12 protein-coding genes are annotated in these 14,927 nt (G+C 33.1%); 9 read left to right on the top strand and 3 right to left on the bottom strand.

The genetic code is table 11. The annotated features are described in order from the left end of the window. Nucleotides 1-49 precede the first annotated feature (49 nt). Nucleotides 50-1,009, top strand: a complete 960-nt coding sequence (locus tag C1X07_RS05915; RefSeq protein ID WP_103069068.1) for a PorP/SprF family type IX secretion system membrane protein — start codon at nt 50-52, stop codon at nt 1,007-1,009. Between the two features lie 63 nt (nt 1,010-1,072). Here the strand turns inward: C1X07_RS05915 and C1X07_RS05910 are convergent, their stop codons facing one another. Further along, nucleotides 1,073-1,471 carry a DoxX family protein gene (locus C1X07_RS05910; protein ID WP_103069067.1) on the bottom strand — a complete coding sequence of 133 codons (399 nt, stop codon included), beginning with the start codon at nt 1,469-1,471 and terminating at the stop codon, nt 1,073-1,075. Nucleotides 1,472-1,495: 24 nt separating this feature from the next. Next, nucleotides 1,496-2,650, bottom strand: a complete 1,155-nt coding sequence (locus tag C1X07_RS05905; protein ID WP_103069066.1) for a DNA polymerase III subunit — start codon at nt 2,648-2,650, stop codon at nt 1,496-1,498. Between the two features lie 291 nt (nt 2,651-2,941). On the opposite strand from C1X07_RS05905, the gene C1X07_RS05900 reads away from it, so the two are divergent. From C1X07_RS05900 to C1X07_RS05885, 4 genes are all read left to right on the top strand, one after another. Further along, nucleotides 2,942-4,129, top strand: a complete 1,188-nt coding sequence (locus C1X07_RS05900; protein WP_103069065.1) for a phosphoglycerate kinase — start codon at nt 2,942-2,944, stop codon at nt 4,127-4,129. A 217-nt stretch (nt 4,130-4,346) separates the two neighbouring features. After that, nucleotides 4,347-5,975, top strand: a complete 1,629-nt coding sequence (locus C1X07_RS05895; protein ID WP_241507201.1) for a LysM peptidoglycan-binding domain-containing protein — start codon at nt 4,347-4,349, stop codon at nt 5,973-5,975. A 19-nt stretch (nt 5,976-5,994) separates the two neighbouring features. After that, on the top strand, nt 5,995-6,987 hold the full coding sequence (locus C1X07_RS05890) for a DUF4837 family protein (RefSeq protein WP_103069063.1): 993 nt from the start codon (nt 5,995-5,997) through the stop codon (nt 6,985-6,987). A gap of 130 nt (nt 6,988-7,117) precedes the next feature. After that, nucleotides 7,118-9,244, top strand: a complete 2,127-nt coding sequence (locus C1X07_RS05885) for a Tex family protein (protein ID WP_103069062.1) — start codon at nt 7,118-7,120, stop codon at nt 9,242-9,244. An 84-nt stretch (nt 9,245-9,328) separates the two neighbouring features. Here the strand turns inward: C1X07_RS05885 and C1X07_RS05880 are convergent, their stop codons facing one another. Next, entirely contained in the window at nt 9,329-9,517 is a 189-nt protein-coding gene (locus C1X07_RS05880; protein WP_103069061.1) for a twin-arginine translocase TatA/TatE family subunit, read from the bottom strand. 302 nt (nt 9,518-9,819) lie between these two features. Here C1X07_RS05880 and C1X07_RS05875 point away from each other — a divergent pair, with 302 nt between their 5' ends. The 4 genes from C1X07_RS05875 to C1X07_RS05860 are packed head-to-tail and all read left to right on the top strand — an operon-like array spanning nt 9,820 to nt 14,907. Continuing rightward, nucleotides 9,820-10,692, top strand: a complete 873-nt coding sequence (locus C1X07_RS05875) for a M23 family metallopeptidase (RefSeq protein WP_103069060.1) — start codon at nt 9,820-9,822, stop codon at nt 10,690-10,692. Between the two features lie 6 nt (nt 10,693-10,698). Continuing rightward, nucleotides 10,699-12,198, top strand: coding sequence for a GH3 auxin-responsive promoter family protein (locus tag C1X07_RS05870; RefSeq protein ID WP_103069059.1), 1,500 nt, complete (start codon nt 10,699-10,701; stop codon nt 12,196-12,198). 23 nt (nt 12,199-12,221) lie between these two features. Further along, entirely contained in the window at nt 12,222-13,916 is a 1,695-nt protein-coding gene (locus tag C1X07_RS05865; RefSeq protein WP_103069058.1) for a DUF6909 family protein, read from the top strand. A 4-nt stretch (nt 13,917-13,920) separates the two neighbouring features. After that, nucleotides 13,921-14,907 (top strand): hypothetical protein, encoded by a 987-nt coding sequence (locus C1X07_RS05860; protein WP_103069057.1) that lies wholly within the window; start codon nt 13,921-13,923, stop codon nt 14,905-14,907. Nucleotides 14,908-14,927: the final 20 nt, after the last annotated feature.

Genomic DNA, 14,927 nt, shown 5'->3' with positions numbered 1-14,927 from the left:
ACTAAGAGATATAGAAAGAGAAACGATTTAATGATCCGTAATTTTTAATATGAAGAGATATATTGTAATAGTATTAAGTTTATTTGTGAGTTATTTTGGTAATTCGCAGGAGTTTTTCGCCCCTGTTCAAAACCAATATATTGCAGATAATCCTTATTTGATATCATCGGCTTATGCTGGTATTGGTGACTGCTGGCAGGTTCGGGCTTCCGGTTTTGAGCAGTGGGTTAGTATTGAAGATTCTCCTGGGACTCAGTCTTTGTCTTTGGATGGTAGGATTTCAGATCGTTCAGGAGTTGGCGCAATTTTGTTTAATGACCAGAATGGCTTTACGACTCAGAAGGGTATTCAGTTATCCTTTGCTCATCATTTGACTTTAAGTGAATATAACAATCAATATTTATCCTTTGGTATCAGTTATAAGTTCACTCAGTTTGGTATTGACACATCAGACTTCAACAATGGTGATCCTGACAATCCATTTAATCCAGGCTTGGCAGATATTAGTGTTAATGATTCTAATTTTGATATTTCTATGTTATATCGATTGGGACGTTTCTTTTTGAGTGCCAATGCAGTAAACTTGTTACAGAAGCAGATAGATGATTTTAATCCTACAGAGCCTTCTCAGATTCAGAATTATTATATTTATTCAGGTTATACCTTTTATCATCGATTTAGTGATATTGAGGTTGAGCCTTCGGTTTTGTATCAGAATTTTGCTGGGGATGGTCGATCTACGACTGATCTTAACTTAAAGGTTCGTAAGATGCATCGAGGTGATTATTATTGGGCAGGTATTAGTTTACGTTCTTTGGTTGATCAGGATTTTAAGCCCTTATCTGTTTCACCTATGATTGGTATCAAGAAGTCTAATTTTTATGTAGCTTATGGTTATCAGGTTAATGTGAATGAGGTTTTAGAACCTACCACAGCAGCAGGATCTCATATGATTACCTTAGGCTTTGATTTTGGATGTAGACAAAGTAAATGTGGATGTACTTATTAATAAAAGAATATATATTATAACAAAAGAGCACCAATGGGTGCTCTTTTATATTTTAAAGTTTTTTTACAAAGAAACTACATACAAACCAAAAATCGCTACTATAAAGTAACAGGTAATCGTTAATGCTCCTTGATAATCTTTTGCCACTCTTTGCCCAAAAAGAAGCATTAATAGTGTTATACATGCTAAAAACATGGCCAAAACAGCATACCAGGTATGGTTATCTAGGATAAGATAATATATTCCCATAACACAACATATCGCAGTAACGATTTCAACAATCAAAATAATTGACAATAGAAGGGGAACCATATTTCCCATAAAAGTTGATGCAAAATGCTCTTTTAACCAGCCGAGATTTCCTTTCCAATCTACTACTTTATCAATACCAGATTGTAAGAAAGTAATTAAAAGAAACAGTAAAATGGTTATTGGAACTATATTATTTATAAAATTATCCATATGTAAAAGGTTTAGTGAGTACTATTAATTTTCTTTTTTATGTAGTAATCGAGTTAGTTTTATGGAAAGATCCGTAAGAATGATTTTAGAATTTCCATTTCGTTCTATATGATATGTAGCATCCTGAATTTCATTACAGATATCCATAATATTTGCTCCATGAACAAACGGAGCAAATTTTTCTAATTTAAAGCCATTTGTTTTGGGCTCTAAAAACACCAGTTTTTCTGCCCCATAATTAAGCAGCATTGCTTGTCTGAAAAAATCCAAGCAATATTTTAGAAATTTCTTTTGTGTTTCCCTTCCAGTTCCAGCGATAGACTCGCTCCAGGTAATTAGGTCATTTACAGCAGATTTATTTCCTTTGGCTTTAAAAGCTGTACGAACCCATTGTATAAACCAATCTTCAAATTGATCATCACCACCGTCGTGATGCAATAGGTGTAAAGCTTTACTATAGTCACCATTAGCCTGATGGGCAATCTTTAAAGCTTCACTGTCGGGAACATTTTCTTTTTCTTGAAGTGCCTCTTTTATAACCTTTTCTCCTAATGGAGGAAAATGTAATACCTGGCATCTAGATCTAATAGTTTGAATCAGTTGTTCCTCATCTTCGGTGATCAGAATAAATATTGTTTTTGCAGGAGGCTCTTCAATTAATTTGAGAAGCTTATTAGAAGCGGCAATATTCATTTTATTTGCCATCCAAATTAGCATTACTTTATAGCCTCCTTCATAGCTTTTCAGCGAAAGCTTTTTTACAATTTCTAATGCTTCATCTACTCCGATTTGACCTTGTTTGTTTTCAATACCCAAAGAAAGGTACCAATCAAAGATACTTCCGTAAGGGTTTTCTTTTACAAAACTTCTCCATTCTTCAGCAAATTGATCTGATGTAGGATGTTTTTTTACCTTATCATTTGTAGCTACAGGGTATACAAAATGCAAATCTGGATGTGCCAGATGATCAAATTTAATGTTGCATGCCTGATTTCCCCCTTCGTTTTCTGCATTTTGATTTTGACATAAAATATATTGAGCATATGCAATTGCCATGGGGAGTGTTCCACTACCATTTGGACCTACAAAAAGTTGAGCATGAGGTATTCTTTTGCGATCTGAACTTGTAGTCAAATAGCTCTTGATGTGTTTTAAGCCTAGAATCTGTGAAAATAGCATAGGCAAATATAAAAAGAAGTATGATGTTGGTTGTATGATTTGAGAATTTATAATACTAAAAGAAACATTTAGTAATAGGGTTTCGATTATAGAAGATTTGTAAAAAATAAAAGAGAATAGTAAGCAAAAAAGAAGAATATGTAATATGATTTTTTTATTTAATATGGGATTTTGCTAAAAATTCGATAAAAGTGAAAGATTCCCTTTAATTTAAAGCATTTTTTCTACGAGATTTAAGTGTTTTTAATGAAATAGAATTATTTTCGTTTGCAGAAAAACCAATTCAAAAAGATGAAGACAGTTAACGATTTTAATTTTGAAGATAAAAAAGCATTAATTAGAGTAGACTTTAATGTGCCCCTGAATGAGAATTTTGAAGTAACAGATGATACTAGAATACAGGCAGCTAAACCTACTATTATTAAAGTTTTGGAAGATGGAGGAAGCGCAGTATTAATGTCTCATTTGGGTAGACCAAAAGGAGTACAGGATGAATTTTCGTTAAGGCACATTGTAGAAAAAGTTGCAGATGTTCTTGGTGTACAAGTGAAGTATGTAGCAAATTGTGTTGGTCAGGAAGCAGAAGACGCCGTTGCAGCAATGAATTCTGGAGAGGTCTTATTATTAGAAAATTTGAGATTTCATCCAAACGAAACAAATGGAGATGTTGGTTTTGCAGAGCAATTATCAAAATTGGGAGATATTTATGTCAATGATGCCTTTGGTACAGCTCATAGAGCTCATGCTTCTACAACTATAGTCGCTCAGTTTTTCCCTGAAAATAAATGCTTTGGTAGTTTACTAGCAAAAGAAATTGAAAGCATTGATAAAGTTTTAAAAAGTGGAGAGAAACCTATTACGGCTGTTCTAGGAGGATCTAAAGTGTCTTCAAAAATTACTATAATTGAAAACATTCTGGATAAAGTAGATCATTTGATTATAGGAGGAGGAATGACATACACTTTTATCAAGGCTCAAGGAGGGCAAATAGGAAGCTCTATTTGTGAAGACGATAAGCAAGAGTTAGCATTAGAGATTTTGAAAAAAGCAAAAGAAAAAGGAGTGCAGATTCATCTGCCTGTAGATGTACTTGGAGCAGATGCTTTTGATAATAATGCAAATACCAATGTGGTAGCTGTAAATAGCATCCCAGAGGGATGGCAAGGACTCGATGCAGGACCAGAAACAATGAAGAATTTTCATAAAGTGATTCTAGAATCAAAAACTATTTTATGGAATGGACCTTTAGGAGTTTTCGAAATGGAAAACTTTGCTAAGGGAACTATAGCCTTAGGTAATTCTATAGCAGAATCTACAGAAAAAGGAGCTTTTTCTCTTGTTGGAGGAGGAGATTCTGTAGCGGCCGTAAAACAGTTTGGTTTTGGAAATAAAGTAAGTTATGTCTCTACAGGAGGAGGAGCCATGTTAGAAAGTCTGGAAGGAAAAACATTACCAGGAATTGCTGCAATAGAAGCATAACATAAAATGCAACCATATTTTGTAAGAAAATACGTATTTTTTGAAAAAATTAAGAGAAACCAGTCATTTTAACTGGTTTTTTTATGTTTTTAACGCCTTGATTTTTTGTAGTTTAGAAAAAAAAAACGATTTTCGCTCATATATTGTTGATAACATGTTAAAAACAATACACACAACCTTCAAAAATTTATTGAACTAAAATAAACTTATTTATAAGATGAATACCTATCGCATATCATTTCTTTTTTTTCTATTAGTTTCGTTTTCAGTAATGGGACAGGAATCTTCATCAAAAGAACAATCGGATTCTGAGAACTCTAAGGAAATTAAACTAGACAAAGACCTAGAGATAAAAAAGGAAACTATTCATGTGGTAGATACTACAAAGATCATTAAAACGATTGGTGAACTGCAAACAACTACCTTAACATCTACAAGTGTAAAAGATAGTATAATATATACAGCCACAGATCACCCCAAACTGTCTCAATTGGACTCTATTTGGAAACAAGAGTTATATAATTCTAGTCTTTTTGATACAATCTATAAATCAGTAACAGAGTTAGAATACGAACCAGTAGAGTATGTTGATCTTCCTACCGATACTTTAAAAGCTAGATTGAAAGAACTCGATGCCAGAACTCCGTTTAATGTAGAATACAATCCCGCATTAGAAAGTGTCATCAAAAGGTATTTAAAACATCGCCATAAACATTTAGAACGCTTGATGTCTCTAAGTGAGTTTTATTTTCCGCTTTTTGAACAAGAATTAGATAATCAAAACATTCCTTTGGAAATAAAGTACTTAGCCATTGTAGAATCTGCTCTAAAACCTAGGGCAAAATCCAGAGTTGGAGCAACAGGATTATGGCAATTTATGTTTGGTACAGGAAAAATGTTTGGTTTAGAAGTAAGCTCATATGTAGATGAGCGTATGGATCCAATTATGGCTACCAAAGCAGCATGTAAATATTTGGCTAATTTATATAAAGTATTTGGCGACTGGGATCTCGCTTTGGCATCATATAATTCTGGTCCTGGAAATGTTACCAAAGCTATTCGTAGAAGTGGAGGATATACAAACTATTGGAATATTAGACATAATCTTCCAAGAGAAACTGCCGGGTATCTACCTGCGTTTTTAGCCAACCTATATATTTTTGAATATGCCGATAAGCATGGTTTTAAACCTAAAAAACCTGAAATTGCTTATTTTGAAACAGACACCATACGAGTTAAGCAGATGATCTCTTTGGATCAGGTATCAGAATATATGAACATTGACATAGAAGAATTACAATTTTTAAACCCTTCTTATAAATTGGATATCATTCCATATATTAAAGATGAAGATTATGTATTAAGACTCCCTTTGGATAAAATAGGTCCTTTTGTTGCCAATGAAGATAAAATATATTCATTAGCAAAAGCAGAGCTTGATAAGAGAGAAAAACCATTGCCAAAATACTTTGAAGCTAATGACAGAGTTAGATATAGAGTTCGTAGTGGTGATTATTTGGGTAAAATTGCTAGAAAATATGGTGTTAGAGTAAGTCAAATAAAAAAATGGAATAGGTTACGAAGTAATAACCTTAAAATTGGTCAACGCCTTACTATTTATCCTCGAAAACCTGTTGTAGATAGAGCTCAGAAGACTACTAAAACGGTTTCAAAAACAGTTGCTTCTAGTGGTGGTTCAGGGTTATATACTGTTAAAACTGGGGATACATTGTGGAGTATTTCACAAAAATTTAAAGGAGTATCTGTAGAAAACCTTAAAAATTGGAACGATATTCGCGGTAGTGGTATAAAACCAGGTATGAAATTAAAACTTTCTAAATCATAACCGCTATTATCATCATCTTATGAAAAAACTATCGCTTGTAATTCTTTGTCTGTTTTGTATTGTTAGCTGCACAGAAACTAAAAAAGATAAAACAAAAAAAACACAGGGAGCCATGGCTCATTCTGTAGGAAAAATAAACGAACTTTCTGTTGTTGTGGATAATAAATTATGGAAAAGCAAGGTGGGTGATACTATTCGCAAGTATTTTGGAGCCGAAGTACCTGGACTACCTCAGGAAGAACCTTTGTTTTCTATGAGGCAAATCCCTATCACGGCATTTTCTGGATTGGCCAGAAAGAATCGTACATTTCTTTGGATCAAAAAAGTTAAAGAAGAAAAGAGTGGTTATGGAAAGCTGACCAATAAATTTGCCACCCCGCAGACAGGAGTTGTAATTACAGGAGCTACGGATGATGAAATTATTGCTTTGATTAGGAAAAATTATGAAACAATCGTTTCAGAGTATAAAATCATAGAAACAAAAGAAAAACAGAGGCGAATAAGAAAATCTCTTGAAAAAATTCCGCAGATAAAAGAACAATTTGGCGTTACAGTAGATATTCCTTCGGCTTATAGAATTGCTATTGAAGAAGATAAGTTTTTCTGGATACGAAAAGATATCCCACATGGTAGTATGAACCTAATGATTTATGAACTTCCTTTAGGAATTGTAACCAAAGATTCTAATACTGTTTCTAGTATTATAAAAATGAGAGACTCTATAGGAACGGTTAAGATTCCTACTCCAGAAGTTGGTCATTTTATTACAGAAGAAGCCTATGCTCCATATCTGTATGAAACCAAACTGGATGGGAGATTTACTTTTGAAACTAAAGGAACATGGGAGATCAAGGATCGTTTTATGGCAGGTCCTTTTGTTAATTACGTGATAGAAGATATAACGAATAATAGATTAATGGTATTAGAAGGCTTTGTATTTGCTCCTTCGACAAACAAAAGAGATAATATGTTTGAGTTAGAAGCTATTATTAAGTCAATAAAGTTTGAATAATGCCTTTTTGTGGTAATTCATTTTAAGGTAAAAGTTATACTTTTTTAAAAATTGTAGAAAACTTTCTCTTTCTCATAAAATAATGTCTTCTATTTGGCATTATATTTATCGATTCTAAAAATTGATTTTTATGAGTATCGTTTCTTTTATAGCGAAGCAAGTTCCTGTTTCAGAAAAACAAATTGCTAAAACCATTTCATTGTTAGATGAAGGTGCTACTATCCCTTTTATATCGAGATATCGTAAAGAGATGACAGGTGATCTTGATGAGGTTGCAATTGGCGAAATAGTAAAGCATAAAACTGCTTTTGAAGTATTGCAAAAGAGAAAGGAAAGCGTGTTGGCTTCGATCAAAGAACAAGAAGCACTAACTCAAGAGTTAGAAAAAAGAATTTTGTCTGCAGATACGCTTACCCAGGTTGAAGATTTGTATTTACCGTATAAGAAAAAAAGAAAAACCAAAGCTACAGTTGCCAAAGAACAAGGATTAGAACCTCTGGCTAATATTATTATGCAACAACGAGAAGAAGAGATTCTTTTTGTCGCTTCTCAATACCTAAATGATACCGTTACCACCGAGGAATTGGCTTTGCAGGGAGCAAGAGACATCATTGCAGAATGGATTAATGAGGATGAAAAAATTAGAAATAGGCTAAGAAGGCTCTACCAGCGTAAAGCCACAATCGCGTCTACAGTTATTAAAACCAAAAAAGAAGAAGAAGAGGCTCAGAAATATCAACAATATTTTGATTGGGAAGAACCACTTCACAAATGTCCGTCACATAGATTATTGGCTATTTTGAGGGCAGAAAATGAAAAAATCGTAAGAGTAAAAATTGCAGTACCAGAAAATGATGCATTAGATATTATAGATGATGTAATGATCAAAACAAATGTAGAAGCATGTACTGATCACATGTTTTTGGCGATATCAGATGCTTATAAACGATTGTTAACACCTGCAATTTCTACCGAAGTACTCAAGCAATCTAAAGAAAAAGCAGATGATAAGGCTATAAATGTATTTGCCCAAAACCTAAAACAATTACTACTGGCTTCTCCATTAGGACAAAAGAATATTTTGGCTTTGGATCCTGGTTTTAAATCAGGGTGTAAATTGGTATGCCTTGATAAACAAGGAGATTTGCTGCACAATGAGAATATTTATCCTCATCCTCCTCAACGTGAAACTACCAATGCGATCAAAAAAATAAAATCTCTTGTCAATGCATATAAGATTGAAGCTATTGCAATAGGAAATGGAACTGCAGCACGAGAAACAGAAGCTTTTGTTAAGAAAATACCATTTGATCAAACCATACAAGTATTCATGGTAAATGAGAGTGGAGCTTCTGTGTATTCAGCTTCCAAAATAGCAAGAGCAGAATTTCCGACATATGATGTAACTGTACGAGGAGCAGTATCTATTGGAAGAAGATTAGCAGATCCTCTGGCAGAACTCGTAAAAATCGATCCAAAAGCTATTGGAGTTGGGCAATATCAGCATGATGTAGACCAAACTAAACTCAAAAATGAGTTAGATACCGTAGTGATGAGTTGTGTGAATAGCGTGGGGATCAATGTAAATACTGCTAGTGTTCCGTTATTAAGTTATGTTTCAGGAATTGGAGAAAAACTAGCAGAAAACATTGTAGCTTACAGATCAGAAAATGGAGCGCTAGAATCTAGAGAACAACTCAAAAAAGTACCAAGACTTGGGGGGAAAGCCTACGAACAAGCAGCAGCTTTTTTAAGAATTACGAGCCCTAAAAACCCACTTGATAATTCTGCTGTACACCCAGAAAGGTATAAGTTAGTTTCAAAAATGGCTAAGGATGCGGGTGTTCCCATTAGTGAACTAATAGGTAACCGAGAGGCGATAACAAAAATTAAACTACAAAACTACATCACCGATGAAGTAGGACTCCCTACATTGACAGATATTGTAAAAGAACTCGAAAAACCAGGTGTTGACCCTAGAAAAAAGGTAATGGTTTTTGAGTTCGATCCTAATGTAAAAACCATAGCAGATATAAAAGCAGGTATGAAATTGCCTGGGATTGTAAATAATATTACAAATTTTGGGTGTTTTGTTGATATAGGAATTAAAGAGAGTGGCTTAATTCATATTTCTAAGCTAGCCAACGAATTTATTAGTGATGTAAATGCTGTGGTACAATTACATCAACATCTTATGGTTACTGTATTAGAAGTAGACATGAGTAGAAAAAGGATTCAGTTGTCACTTGTAGATTAATATCCTTATACCAGTCCAATAGAAAATAGAAACAAAAAGCCCAACTAGTTATAGTCGGGCTTTATATATAAATGTTTTAGAAAACTATTTTTTCTCATCAATCTTAGGATCTTCTTCTTCTTTTGAAGCATCCTTAAATTCTTTTATACCGCTACCTAGACCTCTCATTAATTCAGGAATTTTCTTTCCTCCAAATAAAAGTAATACAATTGCCACAATTAAGGCGATTTGCCATGGGCCTATCATTCCTAAAAAAATACTGGATAACATCATGATCTTAATAATTAGAATACAAAGTTAGCAAGAAATGATTAAACCTACACAATTAATACCATCTTTAACGATATAGTAAGACTATATTTTAATCATTTAAGACTCAAGATATCCTCCAAAAGAGTAAAACAAACTTTCAAAATATATATTTTTGATATTAAAAAACACTTTTTATATCAATTTTAGCAAACTAAACAGACGATTAAGCATGAATAAACGTTGTGTTTAGATATTGGTAGATTATGTATATTTGCGATTAATGATACCGATTTGATAACATTCTTTTATAGAATACCTATTTAATGACAAAAAAGAATAAAGAACAAAAGAAGATTGCCAGAAAGCTACTTTATAAGTATCGCTTGGTAATCCTTAATGAAGATACTTTTGAAGAGAGGATATCGTTTAAATTAAACAGATTAAATGTCTTTGTTATGCTAACTATTACCTCAATAGTTCTGATAGCAGGTACAACATTTTTGATCGCATTCACCCCATTAAGAGAATATATCCCTGGATATTCTTCTACCTCATTAAATCTAAGAGCTACCAGATTAGCTACTACAACGGATTCTTTGGCATCTGTAATTAAAGTAAATAAAGAATATTATAAGTCAATAAAAAAAGTGCTTACTGGTGATGTAAAAACAGTAGAATTTGATATTGACTCTGCTATACAATCTCAAAAATTAAACCCTGAAGAAGTTGATCTAAAGCCTTCAGAACAGGATATTCAGCTTAGAGAGGAAGTGTCCAAAGAAGATAAATACAGTTTATTTGAAAGCGAAAAATCTAATTCTGATTTTTCATTATTTCCTCCGGTAAAAGGTAATATTACCTCTAGATACAATATAAATGAAAAACATTATGGTATTGATGTAGCTGTTCCTAAGGATACTCCTGTTAAAGCTGCATCTTCAGGTACCGTAATTTTTTCTGAATGGACTGCAGAAACAGGTCATGTTATCATACTCAAGCATAATAATAACTTACTCACAGTTTATAAACACAATGCCTCTCTGACCAAACAGCAAGGTGAGCAGGTTAGAGCAGGAGAAGTGATTGCGACAGCTGGTTCTACTGGAGAATTGTCAACAGGACCTCACTTACATTTTGAATTATGGAGAGATGGATACCCAACGGATCCATCAAACTTTATAGATTTTGAACAATAATTATTTATGTCTTTAAAAGCACTAGGAGCTAAAGTCTTTGCCAAGCGTATTCGAAAAAAAATTAATAAATGGGCATCTGATCCGGTAAAAACTCAGGAACAGGTTTTTGCTACCCTTATAGAAACAGCAAAAAACACCTCCTTTGGGATTGATCATGGTTTTAATAGTATTAAAACCCATTCAGATTTCACAAAAAAGGTCCCTATCAGAGATTATGAAGAGCTAAAACCATATGTAAATCGAGTAGTAGATGGGGAGAAAGATATCCTTTGGCCAGGAAAACCATTATATTTTGCAAAGACATCAGGAACTACGAGTGGAGCAAAATATATTCCTTTAACCAAGGAGTCTATGCCTACCCATATTAGAGCAGCTCGTAATGCTATTTTGTGCTATATTGAAGAAACAGGAAAATCCAATTTTGTTGATGGTAAAATGATATTTCTTCAAGGAAGCCCAGAAATGAATGAGAAAAACGGAATAATGCTAGGTAGGCTTTCTGGTATAGTAGCACATTATGTTCCTAAGTATCTTCAAAAGAATAGAATGCCTAGTTGGGAAACGAATTGTATTGAAGATTGGGAAGAAAAAGTTGATGCAATTGTCGAGGAAACAATAAATCAAAATATGAGTGTGATTAGTGGTATTCCACCATGGGTTCAGATGTATTTTGAAAAATTGCAGCAGCGATCACAAAAAACAATAGGAGAACTTTTTAAAGGATTTGAGTTATTTATATATGGCGGTGTTAATTTTGAACCCTATAAAAATACTTTTGAGAAGCTAATAGGAAGAAAAGTTGATAGTATAGAATTGTACCCAGCTTCTGAAGGTTTTTTTGCGTTTCAGGATAGCCAGAATGAGAAAGGGATGCTGTTACAACTAGATTCTGGGATGTTTTATGAATTTGTTAAAGCCGATGAATTTTTTGAAAAAGACTCAAAGAGATTAACTATTGGTCAAGTAGAAGTGGGAGTTAATTATGTAATGCTTATTTCTACTAATGCAGGATTATGGGCATATAATATTGGTGATACAGTAATGTTTACTAGCGTTTCCCCCTATAGGGTAATTGTTTCGGGTAGAATAAAACATTTTATTTCGGCTTTCGGAGAGCATGTAATCGGAAAAGAAGTAGATCAGGCACTTAAAGATGGGGCAGAAGCAACAGGAGCTTTAATCAATGATTTTACGGTAGCACCTCAAGTTAACCCCGAACCTTCAGAATTACCATATCATGAGTGGTTTATAGAGTTTAAAGAATCTCCAGAAGAGATAGAAACATTAGTACAGGAGATTGAGAAATCCCTGCGAAAGCAAAATTCTTACTATGATGATTTAATTAAAGGAAAGATCTTGAAGACTTTAAAAATTACTATCATTCCTAAAGGAGGATTTAAAGACTACATGAAATCTGTGGGTAAACTTGGAGGGCAAAACAAGCTTCCTAGGTTATCTAATGATAGAAATATTGCAGATGCACTCACCACTATGATATACAAATAGATTATATTTGCTAGGAAAAATTTATGGCAAATCTAATATTACAAGGAAGAACGAGGGCTCAGGAAAGTTCGAGCGCAATAGAACGTATGTATATTACTATGCGTCATCTTTTCAATAGAGGTTTTTATAAACCCATGGGAGTTTCTGGAGATACCCTTAGAGAAGCGTTGTTAACTCTTCGCCCAGAAATTTATGGCTCTGTAGCAGAAGAAAAAGTTGAACTTAATGGGCTTCTTTATGTAGTAGATCGATTGCCATATGGTATAGAAGAATGTCGATATATTAATCTTACTAGTGACGAAGGGTATAAAAACTCTCATTTTAAAGTTATAGTTCCTCCAAAGAGACGTAGAAACTGTTATCGTATTGACGAAGAACAGATGAATATAGAAGTTACCCGTGGTCGTTCTGAAATTTATGATGTTCTAACCCATCTTACGTTTTTGTTTATAGAATCACATAAGATTATGAACAGGGTATTGATTAATGAGCAAGGGAATGTGAATAGAGATTGGCAGAAACTGGAGAAAGCAGTGCTTTCTAAAAAAGACCTAACCAAAGCCGAAAGAGAAATTGCTTTGACACATACTGCTAATATTCTAGGGCGAACTTTTGAAGAAGTAACTTCTGTTTATAGTAGCTTCTCGTGTCCAGAAAATAAAGAACGATTTTTAGATATTATATATTGGCTTGGTAAACTGGCTATAGAAGAGTCTGTAGAAGATAACAAGCGAATTGTAACTTTTAGTCCGGTATTAAGAGAAAGATTGGGGCATCATATTCATGGTGAGATTTGGGCTAATACAATTAAAAATAAACTAGAACGATTAGATTTACTTGATCGCCCGATTCATATTATTAGTGCCAATATGCATAGCGTTATGAATGCACTATATGTACCCGTTGCTTTAAAAGCAGAACTAAAAAATAAAGATCCTTTTGATGTTTATGAATCACTAAGTGATAACAATAATGATCGATTAAGATCCAAGGTTAAAAAAGTAGCATTACAACAAGGAATGACCTATATCGAAGATCAGAGTGGAGCAAATATAAATGTTCAGATATTTGATACAGTACAATACAACCAAGGGGAGTATAAAAATCTAATCTCTGATCTCGAAGATAAAGATAAGCCAGTAATTATCGTAATGGATTATGCCTTTGGAGAACAAGCGTATGAAACGATGGATGAATTGTTAAAACCCTATGTTACTCTCAAGGGAGAAAAAACCCTTATTGATGTCAAATCAATATCTATTATGGGTAAAGCTGGTATTCTTGAAGGAGGAAAAGGAGACATTATGATACCTTCTGCCCATGTTTTTGAAGGTACAGCCGATAATTATCCGTTTAAAAACGAGCTTAAAAAGGAAGAATTAGAAGGGCATGGTATCGATATCTATGATGGAGCTATGATTACTGTTTTAGGAACATCTTTGCAAAACAGAGATATTCTAAAGTTTTTTCATGATTCTACATGGAATGTAATCGGATTAGAAATGGAAGGGGCGCATTATCAAAAAGCAATACAATCCGCCTCAAAACTTAGAAGAAGTATAAGCTGGAACGTTAAAGTAAGATATGCGTATTATGCTTCTGATAACCCATTAGAAACAGGAAGTACTCTTGCATCTGGAGGATTGGGAACTACAGGGGTGAAACCAACGTACTTGATAACAGAGAAAATAATAGAACAAATATTTAAAGAAAGATAGTATTATGAGTAATGAAAATTACAATGATGAAATAGATTTATTTCAAATTTTTGGAATGATTAAAAATGGTTTTAGAAAATTTCTAAAATTGATTATTTCTGTAATTTTATTTTATAAGAAAAAGGCAATTTTATTCTTAATTTTACTGGTAATTGGTGGGGGTATTGGCTTTTTCTTAGACCAAAGTCAAGATGCAAGAACCAAATATGTTCAAGAAGTTATAATTGAGCCTAAATATAACTCTACAGAATACATTTACAACTTTATAGAAGATTTAGAAGATAATTTTAAAGACGATGTATTTGTTAAAAAACTAGGTCTGAAAGTGGATTTGGTAGAAAATATAAAAGAGATTTCTTTTGAACCTATTATCAGGGCAGAAGATGTTCTAAGCGAATTACATAAGGAATATGAAGATAAAGGGTCCTTTATAGAGGTTTATGATGAAAAACTATTGGAAGAAAAAAAATATAGAAACTTTTATAAACAACATAAGTTAACCATAATATTTGATGGTCTAAATAGCGATAATGAAAAGGTTGCTGAGAGCATTTTAAAACATATAAAATCTAACAATTATTTTAAAGAGTTATTAGATTTAGAGTTGAAACAAGCCAATGTGAATTTAGGTCAGAACAAGAGATCATTACAGTTTATTAATGAGTATTTGTCTAATTTGACCCAAAATCCAGTAGAAAAAGATAGTAAGTATGTTTTTGAAATAGAATCACAAAACCCAACAATCCCTCTGTTGTTGAAACGAAAAGAAGAACTAATAGAAATGATTAGTGAAGAAGAAAAATTAGTGACATTGGATAAAGAGATTTTCTCAACTATCGATTATGGAGATGTTATTTCAAAACGTAAGAAACTGCTAAACAGAATGCTTACCTTTATTCCTTTACTTCTGATTGGAGTAGTTACTTTATTTTACCTTTTAAAATACTTATCAAAATCTATTAATAGCTTTGTAAAAGACGAAGAAGTTTAAACATCTTATTTTGAAAATCT

This window comes from Aquimarina sediminis, assembly GCF_002895435.1.
Taxonomy (GTDB): domain Bacteria; phylum Bacteroidota; class Bacteroidia; order Flavobacteriales; family Flavobacteriaceae; genus Aquimarina; species Aquimarina sediminis.
The sequence above is the reverse complement of the archived record's forward strand: the minus strand, read 5'-3'. Positions and strand labels throughout refer to the sequence as shown.